Genomic DNA, 19,056 nt, shown 5'->3' on the forward strand with positions numbered 1-19,056 from the left:
ACACTTTGAAGCACTCATGACGCTTGGACAATCACACGGCGGCAGCGCTGAAATCGGGTCTATGGTCTTTTCTGTTGGGAATATACTATTATTAAAAATGCTCTATGAATATGCAATAGGTTCTTTTGACGACATGAATTCGACCTTGCTTTGTTATCTTGACTATTGTAGAGGCTTTACAAGAAGTAATACAGCATTAAATTGGACTATAGGCCGTGGGTCCCTTGTTCCCGTTTATGATGCTATTTATAAATATGATTTGTTAAAGTTTGTTTCAAAGACTGAAATAGAGCCACTGTACTCCTTGCTATTGGCGCAGACTATGGAAAACCAAATTGCAAGAGTTGTAGAGGAGGACTTGTTCGACGATATGGACGCTTTTATTGAAGAGGTGTTTTCCTCAAGTAATTTCATTTTGCGTTCCGCATCTCGAATTTATACCGTGGAATTTTTTAAACGTCGGGAAAAAGTATATCTTAGAAGATTTGTAGACCATCTCCTGGCACATTTGGAAAATGGCGGATATTACACTAACTATGAACACTTTTCGATTTCAAGGGTAGGATGGATGCCCGGAAGACTATATTCTCAGTATATTATCCAATTGACGGAACATTTTCTAGTATACGACTATACACTAAAGAACAGAGCACTTGTGCTTCTATGGGCGCTTCTCACATATTCTCACAAAGAAGCAACTTCTACCTATCCGGAAACACTCGAGGATATCGTAACTCACCCTTGGTTTAATGAACATTCCTTGAGGAAGCCGCGATTAACTTCATTTATCACAGGTTCGCCACTAGTTTTACAGGTTGAAGACAAACATTTTTTGATCGACGGTCTTCCTGGACCCCAAGCAATCTCGGAGCAGGACGAGTGGCGTATTCGTGCCCACGGTCGTCTACTAATCTCGGAGGAGGACGAACAGTTTAGGGATAGCGTGTATGTCGGGTGCTTGTGATGGAAAATTCCCTCTCTGACAACAACCTTGATACAGTTACCTTCTTTAAATTCGTGTAGAGAGCAAGGAGAACTGGATTATGAGAGATGTTGATGATGAAGGGTTGTTAGTTTCAAAGAATTCGCCTTTTATTTGTGGCGGTAATGGCGCCGATGCCATGGATAGCCAAGATTTAGCAAGCGGAAAATAGCTCTCGGATACTCGGGTTTCATAAAAGTCGTAGGGTCGTGAATTGCGCCGTACTCGTGTACGCAGTCGCTCATGTTAGGTGTTGCTACGCTCAGCTCACAAACGCCCATGCAATTCTGCCGAAGTCTTTCTTCAGAAAAGGGTTGCAATTCGAGTTTGAATCCACGCTGCCCTTAAGAGAAATTGATCTGATAGGCTTAAAAGGGGTAAAATACAGGCTTGGGGGCCCTTAGCTCAGTCGGTCAGAGCAGGTGACTCATAATCACTTGGTCGCTGGTTCGAGTCCAGCAGGGCCCACCATTTTCTTCCTTCCTATGTAGCGCTTTGCGACGCTGCGACCCGTTTTACCGTCCTGTGACGGCTCTTCTTGTTTCTCGCTTGCTTGGTGATAGGCGCTTCGTTGTAGTGCAAAGAGGAGCGTTGTGTGGATACCGCCGAGAGGGTGAGAGGGCGAAAAAACATCCCGAATCCCACGGTGCTGTGACCGCAGGATCCGGGAGGAATCAGCGTCTAGAAACGCGCTTTAATTTACATTGGCGGCTGTGTTCAGTTGTGTCAGCAATTCGGCCAACTCTCTGCGCACGGTTCGGATCGTTTCCCAGCGTTTATCGCTGATGCGTCGCGCGCCGGCGAGCCCATCGGGGCCGGGCACGGTGCCATCCTGATCTACTCCGCAGAATTCGCCGATCACCGTTGCTTTTTCATTGAGCAAGGTATGCGCCTTATCCAACGCTTCCGTTTCCATGGCGGCAGGAGCGTTATCGACAAGGCTCCGCAGCAGATGGAGCATGCTATAGTCTTCGATACCGTCGCGGACTGCTTCCCAGCGTTTGCTGGAAACCACACCGTCGCCGGGATAGACCATCAAATAATCGTGTCTGAGCGAGGGGAGGAACCAAGGATCGTCGCGCGAGGTGCAGTAAGACCAGAATCCGATTCCGGTTAAGCCGTGTTGCCATGCGAGCCAGGCTTGTCCTCGATAATAGCCTAAGGGCGATTGATGTTTGGCGTTGGGTTCGCAGGCATAGGTCCAGATTTGTTTGCCTGATGCTTTAATGATATCGAGCTTCGCTTTGTTTGTTTTTTCGAGAATTAACCCGTCGCGATTGGGACACCAAATATCCACATAGGGCAGCATTTCTTTGAGTTCGTCTTCGGTAATGCGCGCCACGGGATCGGTATACATCAGTATATTGGGATCCGCCTCCCGAGCCAATTTCGCCATCCGTTGATGAATCTCCACAAGTCCATCATTCAGCCCCGGTTCATCCACAGGATAAAGGGCGAAGCCGTCGTAGCCAACGCCCAGTTCTTTGAGATGCGCCACCCATGCGCGGAGCCAGGTCAGATGGGCTTTGGCATAAGCCTCTTCGTTTTGACCGCCCGGTCCTTTCAGCGCGTGTTGGTAGTTGAAAAAGAGTATGGTTCCGTGGGGGGCATGGCGTGTTACATAACTGTCATGGTCGGTGAAATCAATGGCGCCGATAATCTCACCCTGTTCATCATATGTGGCGCGGGGGAAGAAGGTTCCGACGAAGACATTGGTTCCGTTACGCACCTGATCTTGCAAGGCTTCTTCGGGATAGTCTTTGAGCACAGAGCTATGGACATAGCCCCAATGACATAAAGATAAGGGCTGCGTTTCGGGCAGCTGCGGCGCCCACACATGGATGTTAATGGGCGCTGTTTCACATATAGACTCGACATCAAGGCTGCGCAGGACAAGGGAAGCGGTCCATTCGCCTGCAGCCAGCGGTTTCGTGTCCACGTTGAGCCATATCTGGGCGGCGCTCCACGGCGAGATTTGGATCAATTGCGCCTTGTTGAGCAGCGGGATGGCATCGGCGGAGAAGTCGCGCATTTCTGTGGGTACGGCGATTACTTCATGGAGCGAGATGCAATCGCGGGCGGGCACTTCTGCATCACCGCAGCGCAGCGCTTCCAATTCTACGCGGAAACTGCGCGTCATGTTCGTGAGATTGAAGAGGTTGAGTGCTGCTGATTCTGTTTCGCCGGAAAATGCTTCAATGGTTATAGGTTCATCGTTCATACGCCCTTCCGCCAGCTCTTGGAAGCCGCCGAAAGGCGCCCAGGGATTTGCTGAAGAAAGGAGCAGACTTTTCCCGTTCGCGCCCGCCTGTGCTGCTGCGGCGACGGTGGCATTTAAGCCGTTGACTTCTGTGAGATAAGCGCGTATATCATTTCGCAAGTCGATGATTTCGCCATCCGTGGCGGTGCTGAGCTGCTGCACGCGTTCACGGTAGCTTTGTAATTTGCCTTGTAAAAAATAATTGCGTTCTTCAAAACCGCCCGTATCAGCGAGGCGTGCAATCTGTGTATAAGAATCGGATAAGCTTCGTTCGAGGTCAGCCAGTTCTTTGGTGAAAGGTACCACATAGGTCTTTTGATTGCGCTGCTCCAAAACTTTATCACCTTCTTTAATAACAGCGCTCAAGGTGAGGTTGGTCGCCTTATTAGCAGGCAGGGTATAGGATAAAGAAAGGCTTATGTCTTTATCATTGGTGCTCAGCGCTGACACTGCCGGCGCATCGTGATCACGCTGTGAGGTCAGTTCAATGTGAAGATTGCGCTCATCGGGATTGTCCACCTGTATTTCCATGAGGTTTACGCCCACATAGCGATCTCCATAGGTTAAGCTGAATTCGACGGTCGGCTGTTGCGCAGCCTTGGTACCCGCGCCGTTGCGCTGCGAATCATAGAGGTATTCCGGCCAGAGCAAGGGGACGTTTGCCTGAGCGTCACTAAAGCAGTGCATACTGAGCGCTTGGTTGTTAGGCGCGACCAAAAGTCCGGGTTTTCCATTTTGCAAGGGGAGAAGGGTGACCGCACAATTGGTGCCCCCTTGGACGGGTACCTTTGTATCTAAGCGACCATCCGGCTCAAAGATATACATGGTATTATCGTAGCCTGCCACAATAATTTCTTGGACGCCGTCACCGTCCACATCGCCTACGGTGGGAGAGCGGCGCACCCGTTCTTTGACATCTGCCTGCCACCGTAAACGTCCTTCAGGATTCAAGCTGACTAGATTGCCGGAAAGATCGATCAGATAGATTTCCACTTCACCGTCGCCGTCGGCATCCACTACGGTCAAGGCTCCGTCCATTTCCCGTTGCATGGGATAGGACCACCGTTCTTTGCCGTTGCCATCGATTACCCTAAATTGTGAGCCGCAGCCAATCAGTATTTCCGGGTGATGATCGCCGTCTAGATCGTAGACGAGGGGGTTGCTCCCAATAGCATTTTCGAGACGCCAAAGCTCTTCGCCCTCATGAGACAAACAAACAAGAGGAACCACATTGCCGCTTACCAACACTTCGAGAAAGCCATCATTATTGAGATCCGCCAAGGCAGGCGCTTGGGTAATGCCATGATCCCCTTTGTATTGCCAGACAATTTCCCCGTCGCCATTCAAACAGACGACAGTGCTGCTGCTGTTACCTGTTACAATTTCGAGTTTCCCATCGTTATCGAGGTCGGCAATCGCCAAAACAGTTTCACCCCATTGTAAGGGAGCGGGCAAAGATTGTTCCCAAATAAATGTGCCTGTTGCAGCGGATAGACAGTGGATGGTTCCCAAACGGTTCATGACCACCACTTCATCGCCCGCACAATTGTTGAGATCGCCAATGCTGGGTGAAACACTGATCGGTCCCTGCATTTCATGACGCCAAATTTCTTCACCGCCTGAAGTAAGTGCGATGACTAAACCGGCGGTAGTGCCTATGACAAGGTCTGCGTGACCGTCGCCTGTGAGATCTGCCACGGCGGGGGAAGCATCCACATAGCCTGCAGGCGGCTCATACTTCCACAAGATCTCTGTTTTTTCTGTGTGGAGGCTGCCTGCCGCCAATACGATCACGGCTGTGAACAGGCAGCTCAACAAAAACTTCGCGTGTCTTCTTCGGTTCATTGATGTCATGCTAAAGACTCCTCTTTCTTTACAATCAAAAAACATAAGGGCTTATATAGTTTTTACTGGAAGGACTGCGATAACAGTGCCTAATAAACAATACTCCAAAAGTGGGGGTTAATACCATTGGACGCACTTATTTTTATTTCTTCTTTTGATTGTGAGCAAGAGGTCGTGCACAGGCCGCCAACATGGGCGGTCTTATAAAAGGCAGCGCAAAGGCGGAGCTCAGCCATAGGCGGCGAAATGGTACGGAAGCTGAAGCGGTAGGCTCTGCTTAGAGGCGTTGGCTGTTAGCGACCTAATAATTAGGATTATTTTTTTGCAGGCCGGTAAATGTGGGTACTTTGTCCGAAAATGGCGGCAGCTGATTCCATCACCGTTTCGCTCAGGGTGGGATGGGGGTGAATGGTCATGTCTAGGTCTTCGGCAACGGCGCCCATTTCAATGGCGAGTGCCCCTTCGGAGATGAGTTCTCCTGCGCTGTTACCGACAATGCCCATGCCAAGGATTTGGCTTGTTTCCGCATCTACCAAAATTTTGGTGAGCCCGTCGGAACTGCTCAGGGTACTGGCGCGGCCGGAAGCCGTCCAGGGGAATTTCGCCACATGAACGGATAGCCCTTTGGCTTTGGCGCTGTTTTCTGTTTCACCGCAAATAGCAATCTCGGGATCGGTGAAGACCACCGCAGGAATCGCCATTGGTTCGAAGGCAGCTTTTTTGCCGGCAATCACAGCAGCCGCCACTTTTCCTTCTGCTGAGGCTTTGTGGGCGAGCATGGGCTGACCGGTCACGTCGCCAATGGCAAAAATATGGGGTTCAGCCGTACGCCGCTGTTCATCAACGACGATGAAGCCTTTAGAGTCTGTTTTAACGCCTGTATCAGCGAGGTTAAGCCCTTGCGAGTTGGGTTTGCGCCCCACCGAAATGAGAACTTTATCGTAAACTGCGCTGCTCTTTTCACCGGCGCCATTTTCGAATTGAACGCGGACGCCATCTTCCAGTTCCTTCATTTCCATGACCTTCGTCGATAACAGGACCCCTTTAAAATTCTGTTCCAGACGTTTTTGCAGTGGTACAACGAGATCATGATCTACACCGGTCAATAAGCGGTCAGTCGCCTCAACGACGGTCACTTCAGAGCCGAGTGCTGCATAGACGGAACCCAACTCCAATCCTATGTAGCCGCCGCCAATGACGAGCAAGGAGGAGGGGATTCTGTTGATTTGCAGCGCATTGGTTGAATTCATCAGACGTTCTGATTTGATGAGCGGTCCGAAGAGGGTGGGTCGTGAACCGGTGGCGATGATAATATGTTCAGGATCAAGATAATCATCGGAACCGTCTTCGTTGAAGAGGATGAGTCTGCGGCTGTTCACAAAAGAGGCGCGGGCGCGGATATAGGTGATCTTCCGGGCGCGGCAGAGTTGGCCAAGGCCGCCGGTCATTTGCTCAATCACGAGGTTGGTGCGGTCGCGCATTTTATCGAGATTCAATTCAGGCGGAGTAAAGGTCAAGCCCCATTCCTCTGCTTCGCGGGCATCGTTGATAAGCTTTGCAACATGAAGCAGCGCCTTCGACGGGATGCAGCCCCGATACAGACAGGTGCCGCCGGGATTGAGTTGCACGTCGATCAGGCTTACTTCCAAACCCAGATCCGCCGCATGAAAAGCGGCGGCATAACCGCCCGGTCCCGCTCCAATAACAGCCAGTTGCGTTTTCTTTATATCGGCCATGAAACTACCTTTCTGTAGGGTTGATAAAGCGCGCTGCGCTTGATTTATTCAAAATGACTGAAATCCGGTGGGCGGCGTTCAAGGAAGGCTTGTACCGCTTCAGCCGCTTCCGGCGACGACAGACGTTGTGTAAACAGATCAATTTCTCGTTGCAGTCCTTCTTGACACGCCTCACGCAAGGGCGCACGGAGGAGCGCTTTCGTGGCACGCACCGCTTCGGGCGGCAGGGCGGTCAGGATGTTAAGCCGTTTTGTCAACGACTGATTAAAACTTTCTTCCGGCAGTATTTCGGTGAGCAGTCCCCACGACAAGGCGGTTGCTGCGTCAATCTTCTGCCCCAGCAATAGCATGGCTGATGCCCGCGTCAATCCGACGACTTTGGGCAAGAGCACGCTGGAGGCTGCTTCCGGACACAAGGCAAGCCCTGTGAAGGGCGTTTGAAAATACGCCGCTTTCGAGGCATAGACCAAATCGCAATGGAGCAACAGGGTGGTTCCGATGCCGATGGCAGCGCCTTCCACCGCGGCGACCATGGGTTTGGGGAAGTCGATCACAGCCCGCAAAAATTGTAGAACAGGCGCATTTTCATCTTGCATGGTTGCCGACAAAAAATCTTTGATATCGTTGCCGCCGCAAAAGATATCTTTACTGCCGCAAAAACACACGGCGCGTATGCTCGGCGTGGCCGTGGCATGATCTAAAAGCGCAGCCAGCCGGGCGTACATGCTATGGTTAAGAGCGTTCTTTTTCTCATAACGGTTAAAAACAATATAGAGAACTCGATTCTCTTCGCTGCTTAAAATCGCTTCTGTTGTACGTTCTGTATCGCTCATAACATCGTCCCCAAATCCTGTCCGTTGTACGGGTTGCGCCCTTCTTCGGGCCTGTTATCGCGACGGGCTTATTCCCGGTCTCTTCCTTGGATTCAGGATACCATACTCCTATAAAGAGTGCCAACACAAGCGGCTCTATTGCGGCAGCGGGCATCCGTTTACGTTTTCGGATTCACCTCTGTTTGATCCCTGTTGTGGAGGCACTTGAGACTCCTTCCTGTTGCAGAGCTCCTGAATCATTTAGGATTTTCGGGCAGGATTTAGTGCTCGTCACTAGAGGAACAGTACTGTGGGATTGATCATTCCCGGGCGTCCATGGCGCAGCGGCAGCCATAGTCTTTTCGCTCCGCATCCATACGGTCAAAGTGTCGGGCCGTGGTGCGCGCCTCGAACTTTTTCGTCATATAAGATCCTCCACGCAGGATACGGAAGATTTGCCCATAATCTTTGGTAATGGATTCATTGCCGGGGTAGGCATCGTACCAATCGGAGACCCACTCATAGGCATTGCCAGCCAAATCCATACAGCCATAGAAAGATTGGGTCGCATAGAAATGGCCGACAGCAACGGGTAACCCGAAACCGCATTCTTCTGTATTGGCGAGTTGGGCGCCGTAAATGTCACCCCAAGGATACATGCGTTCATCGGTGCCTCGGGCTGCTTTTTCCCATTCTGCTTCGGTGGGTAAACGTTTGCCGACAGAGGCACAATAGCGGCCTGCATCGTTCCACGAGATGCCCCAAGCAGGATAGTTTTCTTGCCCTTCCGGGAATTTGTGGCGGGAGGAGAATTTCTGGTATTCCTGATTGGTTACTTCGAAGCGATCCATATAAAAGGCGTCGACATAGACTTCGCGTGTGGGGCGTTCGTCGGATGCATGTTGCGTTGAGCCCATCGTAAAGGTACCGGCAGGGATCAGCACCATGCCTTGAGGCACTTTACCGGGACTCATTTCCAAAAGTACTTTTTGATCTTCATTGGGCTTGAGAATCACCATTTTGTCGGCTTGGATAAAACCGTCAATATAGGTGCTGACCAGATAATTTCCCGGCGCCAGTGCTAATTCCAGGGGCGTGTTGCGCCGCTGCAAGATGTTGTTGAGCCAGATTTGAGCGGAACTTGGGCGGGAATGAATGGTGAGCCGGGCTTCCACAGGGCGCAGGTCATGGTTATAATTGAGATTAAAATTCTCTTCCATACGGAAGTCGTTGGTTTCAGGGAAATAATCCGGGTGTCTGAGTTCATAGCTGTAGGCACCCACTTGCAACACTTTTCTCAAGATGGGTGTAGTGCCGATTAAACTGCCGTCTAAATAGACCTCGGCATCGGAAGGGACGGAATTGATGGAAACAGTGCCTTCAAGGGGTTCCATCTGAATCGTGAATGCTTGCACAGCTTCTTCAGTGACTGTAATTTCTGTAATTTTCCGTTTGTAGCGATCTTGGCGCAGGATAATTTCATAGGTATCCGGGCGGACATTGGGGATATCTACGGGCGTTGCGCCGCGGTCAAATCCATCCATCAACTGGAATGCACCGGATTCGGGAGCTGTGTTAATGGTCACCTCTACGGTTTGAATTTGTTTGTTTTTCCCACCACAGCCGAATCCTGATATAACGCAAAGAATAAGTAATATCCCCACCCCTCGAATCAAGTTCCCCATAATGCTGAATTGGGGTTTCATTCGTTACCACTTCCGCAATTTATAAAGCTTAATACTATGCCCAAATTACTTACCGTATCAAACGAAGTTGAATCAATAAACTTTTGCCACATTTTTATTATACCATGATTCAAAGATATTTCAAAGACAATAACCATAGGTTTGAATGCTATAAAAGGTGCCATTAAAAATAGCAAGAAACGAGAGGGTAAAAGAAAAAGTACGGAATTTTACATCTTATCCGAATCTGTCCATTGTTTTCTTGCGGCGTAACTGAAAAAGAAGGCGGGCTTGTTAATGATCCGGCAAATCACATAGGATTTAGAGACGAGATGAAACCAAAGCACACACGAAATGATCGGAAAACTACGCTATGACTATCACCGCACTCGCTTTTTTTGCCCTGATGCCCACGCTATATTCCGCTTTAGACAGTCCCCTTCTAGAGATTGATGAAACAGCGCAGCCTATCCGTGTTACGGTGCGCGGCGGCGCGTCATCACTGCAATCACCGGAGGAAGGGCTGTGGTCTATCGCCGCTGATTGGGAAGAGGGATGGCCGGGACACTGGCACCATGCCCATCCGGAACGCTGTGAGCGCGTGGGGGAGTGGTGGGTTCTCTATGGAAAGATTGAGATGGACGGAGGCGGCGCTTGGCATTTGCGCGATGTATACCGACCGGAGGGCGCGCTCATCCGCTGTACGCGCCGTTTCGAATGGCACGGGGAGAAGCCCTTGGATCGCTGCACATTAAGCGTACGCTTTCTTGCGTCGGGGGTCGGTGCAGGCGCAGTACTGCCGGGAATTTTATATCATGGGAATCCGTCGGGTGCAAAGAGCGGCCGTACCCCTGTCTATACGGGAACAGCCGGCGAGGAGGCGCTTTTCGAAGAGCATCGTTTCCCCATGCCTTTTGTAAGTTTCGAATACGCCGGAGACAGCGGTGTTCATGGCACTGCTCTTCACAGCTTGCCCTGCCCCGTACCCTATGGCAATAAGAAGGAACAGTGGTGGTCTATGGGGCTTGCTGCAGGAGACGAGGCAACGGACTTGCTCTTGTTGTCGGGTCCCTGCGCTTCTAATGGACAGCGTAATGTCATTAAGGCGGTACAGCCCGGTTTTTCACCCTATCCTGACGCGTGGTTGTCGGTGCCGCCCGGCACAATCATTGAAAAGACTTTTTATCTGGATGCTTGGACGGCGCCGCGGGAAGGCAGCGCTTTTCAACGTGCCGTGAACCAGTCACTGCAACTTTATCCTCCCTATCTAACGCCCGATTTGCCTTCCTTTAGCGAAATCATTGAGAAGAAATTGTATTATGCTGACAGCCGTTGGTTGGATCGGGGAGCTGTGGCGGGCTATTGCAAATATCCCAACAAAGATACGCTGGTCATGGGATGGTGCGGCCAAGCAGAAACGCCGGGCTACGCGCTTCCTGTTTTAGCGCAGCATTTCACGGTGACAGAGGCGCAAGAGCGCGCCCAAAGATCCTTGGATTTTCTTTCGGGAGCCGCTTTTTTTGAAAAGGGATTTCATACTTGGTATCTTCCGGAAACAGATTCTTGGGAACGCGATGAAACGCTGTCGCAGGGACAAGCAATGCTTTCTTTTGCACGGGCAATACGCAATGGGCGCGGATCAAGCATGAACACAAGCCGTTGGGAAGATTTTCTGAAAAAGGCCTGTGATTTCCACGCCAACCGTATTCTCAAGGATGATTGGTCGCCCTTATCCACGGATGAAGCCTTTTTTGTTGCGCCTCTTTGTATGGCGGCCGACCTATTTGAAGAGCCGCTCTGGCTGCAAGCGGCTCAGAAGGCGGGCGCGCTTTATGCGAAGCGTTCCTTGACCATGACTGAACCCTATTGGGGCGGCACCTTGGATGCCAGCTGCGAGGATAAAGAAGGCGCCTTTGCCGCACTGCAGGCTTTTCTTGCGCTCTATGATGGGACAGGGAAGGCGCAGTATCTGGAATGGGCGGAGCATGCCCTTGATCTTGCCTTGACTTATACGGTGGTGTGGGATATCGATTTACCTGCGGGACGACTGCGCAACCACGGCTTTAAGACGCGGGGATGGACCGCCGTATCCGTACAAAATCAGCATATTGATGTGTACGGCGTCCTTATTGCGCCTTTGGTGTATCGGATGGGCGTGTTAAAAGAGGATCAGCGCTTGCAGGATTTGGCATTGCTTATGTATCGCAGCTGCGGACAATTGCTGGACGTGTGGGGAAGTCAGGGCGAACAACCGCAACAGACCAACTATGCCCAACGGGGAGATACCAGCGATGTGGAGGTGCTCCGCGGCGGCTACGTAGAGGATTGGACCGTCTTTTGGATTACGGCACACTTTTTAAACGGCGCGGCGCAATTCATCGAAATGGGAGCTCCGATCCTAGAGTGATAGGCTTTTCATACCAATATAAGCGGCGGCGCGCCCTTGCGTCTTGCTATGTGCCGGGGTCTCTACGCCATCTTACCCTCAGGTTTTGATGTGACACCTGTAGTGGCGCGATTTATCGCGCCCAAAGGTCTACATTACGGTTTCATTGTGTAATGCAAGCGTGCATGGGCCTTCGAAGATAGAATAAGGGATACAACTTGCATTGTTCGCTTTGTTTTTGTACACTGCAAAGGACATTGCAGCCGCAATGAAGGTGATAACAAAAAGAATCAATTGGGCACGAGCCTAATGGGAGGTATCATACTGTGAAGGTACAGACAGCGGAACAAATCGGTGTATGCAGTTGGTCGTTGCAAGCGACAGGCCCTGAAAATCTCGCTGAAAAAGTGAATGCGCTGGGCGTAAAAAAAGTGCAGATGGGGCTGACACCTCATCGCGATGATCCCGGTGCTTGGGATGGTGTACAGGAAATTCTTGCCTCGTCGGGTATCGAAATCGTATCAGGTATGTATTCCACGGTCGGCGAAGATTACAGCTCTTTAGAGAGTATCCGCAAAACCGGCGGTGTTGTTCCCGATGAGCATTGGGAAGAAAACCTTCGCTTGGCCGAAATTACGGCGAAGCTGGCAGGTCAAATGGGCTTAACATCGGCCAATGCTCACGCCGGTTTTCTGCCCCATGACCCTGCTGATCCTGACTTTGATAAGCTGTGCGGCCGCGTGAAAACCTTGGCGGAAATATTCGGCAAGGAAGGGGTGACCCTGCTCATGGAAACCGGTCAGGAAAGTGCGCAAACGCTCTTATCGTTTCTGGGCGAAATGAAGGCGCGGGGCGTTGACAATATTGCCGTGAATTTCGATCCCGCCAATATGATCCTCTACGATATGGATGATCCTATCGAAGCACTGCAGGCACTTGCTCCCCATGTAAAACAGGTACACGTCAAAGATGCTAAGCGGACGCAAGTGAAGGGCGAATGGGGCGAAGAAGTGATTGTCGGTCAGGGCGAGGTGGACTGGAACGCCTTTGTCCGCGTTCTGGCTGAAGCCGACTTTGAAGGGGGCTACATTTTTGAGCGTGAAGCGGGCGATGACCGTGTGGGCGACATTAAGCAAGGAATAAGCGCGCTGCGCGCCGCCATGGACAGCCTGAAATAAAAATCTTTTATCGCTGCGTTGTATGCGGTGTAAAAGAAACTACAGACCGATGTCGGGTCCATAGTGGTCTCGCACACGGTTCCATGCCTCTGCTGCGGCGCCATTACCCCAAGAGAAGATGGTGAAACTTCCCATGCCTTCGCCATCTTTTGAGGTAGTGCCGCCGTGGCCGTAGTTTTCCATTGTAAATCCGTAATCTTCGGGGCCGAAGAAGGGCCAGACCTTTTCCCAGAGCGCCTTTACTGCCGGATTTTCGGGGCAGTACATCATGACAAAACTCGCTTTGAGCGCGGCCATACCCCGTTCCCAATACTGTTCATCGCCGGTGATGGCGGCGTAATCCAAAAATAATTCTGCGAAGAGGGATTGGCGGGCGTCGTTCCACTCTGCGTCAAAGTTCATGACACCGAAACCACCCAAAGCGGGGACATGGATGAAAGGCGGCTGCCAGACTTGCTGTACCATGGATAATTCGTCGAGGGTACGTTTACCCCAGCGCCGATAGTTCAGGTCGTTGGTGCGCTGCCACGCAGCGAACAGAGCTTCTGCTGTCCAAAACATAGAAAAGCTGCATTGTTTAAACATAGCGTTCCGTTCAAAGGGCTTGCCCAAATGATCCTGTCCTAAACGGCAGCACGACCAATAGGTCTCGAAATCTTCCCACTGCCCTTTGGGTATGATATGTTGGATAACAGCATCCATGGCTTTTAATGCGGCGTCGGCATACTTGTCCTCTTTGGTTTCTTCAGCGAGGGCAAGTAAAAAAGAAACGCTCATGCTGGTTTGCGGGGATTGTGCCAAAACGGGAGAGGCTTCTTCCGTTTCCGGATGCAACCAAGACGGGAAAAAACCTTGTTCATCCTGCAGCGTCAACAGGCGCTCCCCATACTGCCGCACATACTCGGGGATACGGGGATCGGCTTCCAATTCGCGATGCCAACGCAGCAGCAACAGGCACGTCCAACTCATATCCAAGACATTATGCCAACGATCCCTGATGCCATGCTCCCTGGGGACACGGTTGGCATTCGTCCAATATCCGCTTTCCCATCCTTTGGAACGATTGATTTGTTCATCGCCAATGGTCAGCTTTTCCATTTCCGTGCGGTAGACTGTGGGGAACAAGCCGTTGTTGAGCGGTGCTGCCAAGGTGAATTCTTTGGACAGCCGTGCTCTCTCCATCAGAGATTCATCCTTAGTGCGCCGTCCGTAGCGATACATGCCTGAGGCGACACGGAGCGTAGAAAACCATGCCTGATTCCACAGAGACAAGAATTCACGGAGATCTTTTTCGCCGGGATAGTTGGGTGATTCCGTAACATTGACGATGAAGGCGGGACCGCCGACGTGGACTCCGTCAATGTCAAACTCTTGCCAGACCGCATCGGCCCAAGTATCAAAAGCCCAGCGATAGCTATGGTCGATAAAAACCTTAGGCGGCACCGTAGAGGGTTCGCCCCTTTCGTAGGCTTTATGCGCCCATTGCTGCCAAAGGAAACGGCTCGGCATTTCCCAAGGATTGAAGAGGGCGTCTTCTCCTTTGAAACAGCCCAAGTAGAAGCCCAGCCTTACCGTGCCCGGTTCAAAGGTCAAGCCCGAGGTTTTTTGGTAGCGCACATGTTCGGGGATATCGGTATGGCTCATGCCCAGCCAGAAATGCCGGGCTTCAGCGTCCATGTCCATATACCACGGAGTTTCTTTTTCGCCGCACAGATCCAGGTCGGGGATCATGGCGATGAGCGCTTCTGATGACCGTACTAAGATCGCAGGGGAGCGAAATACATGCTGTGCGATCACATCGCCTTGGGTTGGCGCCAAGTAGGGTGCCCACCAAAAATCCGGTTTGAAGAAGACACGGAATAAGAGGGCGAGATCGTCTCTTTCCAGCCGCGCCGGGATTTCCCAACTCAGCTCTACGTGAAGCCAAGACCCAAGGGCATCGGTTTTCAGCTGCGGCTTTTCTTCGCCCAGCGTAGGCAGCGTCATTTCGAGAAGCGTCTGCGTATCATCAACAAAGCGTATATAATCAGGTTGTTGTTCAATGGTGAGCAAAGGAGCCGAGACAGCGTGAAAGGTGGCTGCGAGAGACCACAACAGCAGTGAGATCGTGGGCATGATAGCGTTTCTCCTTTGAAAAGCTACGGCATCAACCGTTTTAAAATACACGAAAGTTCATCAGGTAATACGAGCGCCGCGCCGCGCTCAGACTGCGCCTAAACAGGGCGGCGAATCGGGCAGATTGAAATTCCCTTTGAGATTATCCCAAAATTGAGCGTATAGTAAAATTCTAGTTACAACGACTATGGTACTATATCAGCTTATAGAGAGGAGAATGATATTCATGAATAGAAAAAATTATGGTATGCCTCAGGGCATCGGGATCTTGTGTATCGCAGTGTTGGTTATGGTGGCGGTCGTCAGTGCCTCGGCGGAAACGGAGGGGCTTCGTATCGCTTGCTTTGATATCGATGTTACGCCGCCCATAGGCTCGCAATTGGCCTATGACGAAGTCGTCAACACATGGGATATGGGACTTCGTGCGCGGGGCGTCGTATTGGTTGGTGCCGATCAACCCATCGTGTTGTGCTCCATTGACTGGATCGGTATCGGCGCTGAAGGAAACGAGCAATTCAGACAAGGGCTCGCCGAAGCGGTCGGAACGGATAAGGAGCGTGTTGCGGTGCATACGGTGCATCAGCACGATGCGCCGGGCTGCGATTTTACGGCGGAAAAGATCTTGAAAGAATTCGGCTTTGTGCCGAGCCGTTATGAAGGCAGCTTTCAACGTGAGGCTTTGGAGCGCCTCGCCGCGGCGGCACGCGCCGCGATGGGAGATCTGGTTCCCGTCACCCATTTGGGCTTGGGAAAAGCCAAGGTCAAAGAAGTGGCGTCTAATCGGAGGGTCAAAGGTCCCGATGATAAGGTGGGGCCCATGCGAGCTTCTTCTTGCCGCGATCCTGAGCTGATCGCCGCGCCTGAAGGGCTTATTGATCCTGAATTGGCGCTGATCAGTTTTTGGAATGAAGAAGTGCCTGTTGCCGTACTGAGTTATTATGCCTGTCATCCGCAAAGCTATTACCGAACCGGTATTCCGAACCCTGATTTCCCGGGATTGGCGCGGTTTATGCGTCAGCTCGCCGTACCCCAAGCCTTGCATATCCACTTTAACGGTGCCGGCGGTAATGTGGCCGCCGGTAAATATAATGACGGCTCCAAAGAGCGGCGTCTGGTTCTGGCACAGCGCTTGGCAGAAGGGATGAAAGAGGCTTGGGAGAACACAGAGCGCAGCGTTTTGAAGGCCGCGGATGTGGGATGGAACGTGATCCCTGTTCAGCTGCCTGTCGGGGAGTGGCTCAATGCGGCAGATTTGGAAAAGGGGATAGCGGAAGCGGAGTCGGTCGGTGCCGCTGAAAATCTAGCCAGGAAATTGGCATGGGTACGGCGCAGTAACGCCGGAGTGCCCATTGACATCAGCTGTTTAACATTAGGCAATGCGCGCATTTTACATTTTCCGGGCGAACCTTTTGTCGAATATCAACTCTACGCAAAGAGAACGCGTTCCGATCTTTTTGTCACGATGGCGGCTTATGGTGAATATGGCTGCGGCTATATTGGCACTAAAATCGCCTATGACGAAGGCGGCTATGAAACGGAAGAACGTGCGAGTAATGTATCGCCTCTAGTGGAAGAGGTTCTCGCCGACACAATTGAGGCGCTTTTAGCAAAATAATAGGGTATTGGGAGAAATCGGAGATGGATAAAAGTTATCGTTTCCTTGCCTTTGATCTTGGCGCTGAAAGTGGGCGCGCCGTTTACGGTGTTCTCGAAGAAGGTCGTATGAACCTTGAAGTGGTACATCGTTTTCGTACGGAAGGGTTGATGATGTTGGGGGTGCGTCAGTGGGATGTGGCGCGCATTTACGAAGAACTATGCGAGGGACTGGCGCAATGTGTGCGCCTCCATGGCCCCGACCTGGACGGGATCGGCGTGGACACGTGGGGCGTTGATTTCGGATTGTTGGATAAGACGGGTATGGTCTTGGCAAATCCGCGCCATTACCGCGATAAAGCGAATGAAGGAATGCAAGACGAAGCCTTTCGTCTGGTGCCGCGGGCGGATTTATACAAAGCGACCGGTATCCAATTCCTGCCTTTCAATTCCGTGTATCAGCTGCTCAGCTATAAAAAGGCGCAGTCTCCCGTCTTAGACATTGCGTCGTCGCTGCTCTTGATGGGCGATCTTTTCGGCTATTTATTGTCGGGCGTTCAGGCTTGCGAATATACGAATGCTTCCACAACGCAGATGCTCAATCCCTATACGCGACAGTGGGATCATGGGCTCTTAGAAAAACTGGGCTTGCCCGCAGGCTTGCTTTTAGACCCCGTTGCGCCGGGCACCATCCTCGGTCCCGTACGCGAAGAGATTTGTGCGCAGACGGGATTGCGTGCGGGTGTTCCGGTCATTGCCCCGGGAACTCACGATACGGCTTCTGCCGTGGCGGCAGTGCCCGTTTCCGCCGACGAGGGCGCTTGGGCGTATCTCTCCAGCGGCACGTGGTCTTTGTTGGGCGCAGAGTTGGATGAACCTCATATTAGCGAGGCGAGTTTGGAACAAGATTTCACCAACGAAGGCGGTGTAGGCGGCAAGATTCGCTTCCTGAAAAATATTTTCGGCTTGTGGCTGGTTCAGGAGTGCCGCCGCGCGTGGGAACGGGAAGATGGTGATACCGTTGATTATGGAGTCATGACGGCGGAAGCAGAAAAAGAAGTACCCTTCCGTTCTCTCATCAATTTAGATGACGAACGGCTTATTGCGCCTGATGACATGCCCGCTTTGATCCAAAGTATGTGTCGGGAAGGCGGTTATCCTGTGCCCGAGACGCGGGGCGCTATTATCCGCTGTGCTTTGGAGAGTCTCGCCCTGAAATACCGCATGACCCTTCGTAATCTGGACCGCCTCTTGGATAGAAAAACAACTTGCCTTCATATTATCGGCGGCGGTGTCCAGAACCGGCTGTTGTGTCAAATGACCGCGGACGCCTGCGGCATTCCCGTCGTTGCCGGGCCTATTGAAGCCACAGCTTTAGGTAATCTTGGTGTGCAAGCCATGGCGGTGGGCGCTTTGAGCGGGTTAGAAGCGTTGCGCGCTGTTGTCGGCCGCTCTGTGGAACTGGAACGCTATGACCCGCGCCATACGGAGGCGTGGGATCGTTTGGACTGCTGAGCCCGAATTTGAAAGGCGGCGCTTTGAAAACGTCATGCTATTTTCGTAGGTATTCCTTAATTGAAAGGACGGTCAGCTATGAATGGATTTGAGCGTGTCTCCAATCTCCTCGACGGCAAGCCTGTGGATCGTACGCCCGTCATGCCGATTACCATGATGTTCGCCGCCGATTACGCAGGCATACCCTACGGGCATTATGTGTCCGATTATCGGCTCCTCGTAGAAGCGCAGCTGCGCGTAGCAGAGGCTTTCGGCTTTGATCAGGTCTCGTGCATTTCCGATCCTTGCCGAGAAGCGGCCGATTGTGGCGGCGCCATCGCCTATTATGACAACCAGCCGCCCGCTATTATGGAAGATCAAGCCTTGTTGGCAGAGAAAAAGACCTTGTTGGGTCTTAAGCCACCTGATCCTTTGGGCGGCGGCAGGATGCATGACCGCGTGAAAGGAGCCGCCCTCTTTCGTGAAAAAGTCGGTGGTTCCCTATTTATTGAGGGATGGGTGGAAGGACCTTGTGCGCAAGGGGCTGACCTGCGCGGCATCAACACGCTCATGCTCGATTTCCTCGAAGATCCTGCCTTCGTGGAGGACGTTTTCGCCTTTGCTTTGGATATGGAGCTTGAATTCGCACGGGCCCAGATTGAGGCGGGAGCCGATGTGATCGGTGTAGGCGACGCTGCCGCATCTTTGGTGGGGCCCGCCCTTTACGAAGCCTATATATGGCCCTATGAAAAGCGCTTGGTCGATGGGATCAAAGCCATGGGCGGTCGGGTCCGCTTGCATATCTGCGGCGATACACGGCACATCTTTGAGGGCATGGGCCGCTTAGGCTGCGACATTGTGGATCTGGACTGGATGAATCCCCTTGATGCGGCGCGGAAAGCGATGGGCTCTGACCAGGTCTTGTCGGGGAATGTGGATCCTGTCGCACTGCTTCGCAACCAAAACCGTG

The 19,056-nt window shown here is 51.9% G+C and carries 11 protein-coding genes and 1 tRNA gene; 7 read left to right on the plus strand and 5 right to left on the minus strand.

All coding sequences use genetic code 11. The annotated features are described in order from the left end of the window. Window positions 1–16: 16 nt before the first annotated feature. Window positions 17–964: a hypothetical protein gene (locus GX117_11295; GenBank protein ID NLO33917.1), complete on the plus strand. Its 948-nt coding sequence runs from the start codon at window positions 17–19 to the stop codon at window positions 962–964. A 412-nt stretch (window positions 965–1,376) separates the two neighbouring features. Then, window positions 1,377–1,453: transfer RNA gene (locus GX117_11300), tRNA-Ile, on the plus strand. Between the two features lie 223 nt (window positions 1,454–1,676). Here GX117_11300 and GX117_11305 read toward each other — a convergent pair. The 4 genes from GX117_11305 to GX117_11320 form a co-directional block, all read right to left on the minus strand. After that, window positions 1,677–5,096, minus strand: coding sequence for a PQQ-binding-like beta-propeller repeat protein (locus GX117_11305; GenBank protein NLO33918.1), 3,420 nt, complete (start codon window positions 5,094–5,096; stop codon window positions 1,677–1,679). A gap of 305 nt (window positions 5,097–5,401) precedes the next feature. Further along, window positions 5,402–6,823, minus strand: coding sequence for a dihydrolipoyl dehydrogenase (gene lpdA, locus GX117_11310; protein NLO33919.1), 1,422 nt, complete (start codon window positions 6,821–6,823; stop codon window positions 5,402–5,404). A 44-nt stretch (window positions 6,824–6,867) separates the two neighbouring features. Next, the gene (locus tag GX117_11315; protein NLO33920.1) at window positions 6,868–7,656 is read right to left on the minus strand and encodes an enoyl-CoA hydratase; all 789 of its coding nucleotides are present in this window, start codon (window positions 7,654–7,656) and stop codon (window positions 6,868–6,870) included. Window positions 7,657–7,955: 299 nt separating this feature from the next. After that, window positions 7,956–9,341: an SUMF1/EgtB/PvdO family nonheme iron enzyme gene (locus GX117_11320; GenBank protein NLO33921.1), complete on the minus strand. Its 1,386-nt coding sequence runs from the start codon at window positions 9,339–9,341 to the stop codon at window positions 7,956–7,958. Between the two features lie 352 nt (window positions 9,342–9,693). On the opposite strand from GX117_11320, the gene GX117_11325 reads away from it, so the two are divergent. After that, window positions 9,694–11,727 (plus strand): hypothetical protein, encoded by a 2,034-nt coding sequence (locus GX117_11325; GenBank protein ID NLO33922.1) that lies wholly within the window; start codon window positions 9,694–9,696, stop codon window positions 11,725–11,727. A 305-nt stretch (window positions 11,728–12,032) separates the two neighbouring features. Then, window positions 12,033–12,884 carry a sugar phosphate isomerase/epimerase gene (locus GX117_11330; GenBank protein NLO33923.1) on the plus strand — a complete coding sequence of 284 codons (852 nt, stop codon included), beginning with the start codon at window positions 12,033–12,035 and terminating at the stop codon, window positions 12,882–12,884. Window positions 12,885–12,923: 39 nt separating this feature from the next. On the opposite strand, the gene GX117_11335 is transcribed toward GX117_11330, so the two are convergent. Continuing rightward, window positions 12,924–14,999 (minus strand): hypothetical protein, encoded by a 2,076-nt coding sequence (locus tag GX117_11335; GenBank protein ID NLO33924.1) that lies wholly within the window; start codon window positions 14,997–14,999, stop codon window positions 12,924–12,926. 289 nt (window positions 15,000–15,288) lie between these two features. Here GX117_11335 and GX117_11340 point away from each other — a divergent pair, with 289 nt between their 5' ends. The 3 genes from GX117_11340 to GX117_11350 form a co-directional block, all read left to right on the plus strand. After that, window positions 15,289–16,614, plus strand: a complete 1,326-nt coding sequence (locus GX117_11340; protein ID NLO33925.1) for a hypothetical protein — start codon at window positions 15,289–15,291, stop codon at window positions 16,612–16,614. Window positions 16,615–16,637: 23 nt separating this feature from the next. Then, window positions 16,638–18,107, plus strand: coding sequence for a rhamnulokinase (locus tag GX117_11345; GenBank protein ID NLO33926.1), 1,470 nt, complete (start codon window positions 16,638–16,640; stop codon window positions 18,105–18,107). A gap of 78 nt (window positions 18,108–18,185) precedes the next feature. Beyond that, a partial coding sequence (locus tag GX117_11350) for a uroporphyrinogen decarboxylase (GenBank protein ID NLO33927.1) occupies window positions 18,186–19,056 on the plus strand: 871 nt, incomplete at its 3' end.

The organism is Candidatus Hydrogenedentota bacterium (genome assembly GCA_012523015.1).
GTDB lineage: Bacteria > Hydrogenedentota > Hydrogenedentia > Hydrogenedentales > CAITNO01 > JAAYBJ01.

Coding starts and splice junctions, on each gene's coding strand:
- GX117_11295 (NLO33917.1), top strand. CDS start 17: ATGACGCTTGGACAATCACACGGCGGCAGCGCTGAAATCGGGTCTATG.
- GX117_11305 (NLO33918.1), bottom strand. CDS start 5,096: ATGACATCAATGAACCGAAGAAGACACGCGAAGTTTTTGTTGAGCTGC.
- lpdA (NLO33919.1), bottom strand. CDS start 6,823: ATGGCCGATATAAAGAAAACGCAACTGGCTGTTATTGGAGCGGGACCG.
- GX117_11315 (NLO33920.1), bottom strand. CDS start 7,656: ATGAGCGATACAGAACGTACAACAGAAGCGATTTTAAGCAGCGAAGAG.
- GX117_11320 (NLO33921.1), bottom strand. CDS start 9,341: ATGAAACCCCAATTCAGCATTATGGGGAACTTGATTCGAGGGGTGGGG.
- GX117_11325 (NLO33922.1), top strand. CDS start 9,694: ATGACTATCACCGCACTCGCTTTTTTTGCCCTGATGCCCACGCTATAT.
- GX117_11335 (NLO33924.1), bottom strand. CDS start 14,999: ATGCCCACGATCTCACTGCTGTTGTGGTCTCTCGCAGCCACCTTTCAC.
- GX117_11340 (NLO33925.1), top strand. CDS start 15,289: ATGGTGGCGGTCGTCAGTGCCTCGGCGGAAACGGAGGGGCTTCGTATC.
- GX117_11345 (NLO33926.1), top strand. CDS start 16,638: ATGGATAAAAGTTATCGTTTCCTTGCCTTTGATCTTGGCGCTGAAAGT.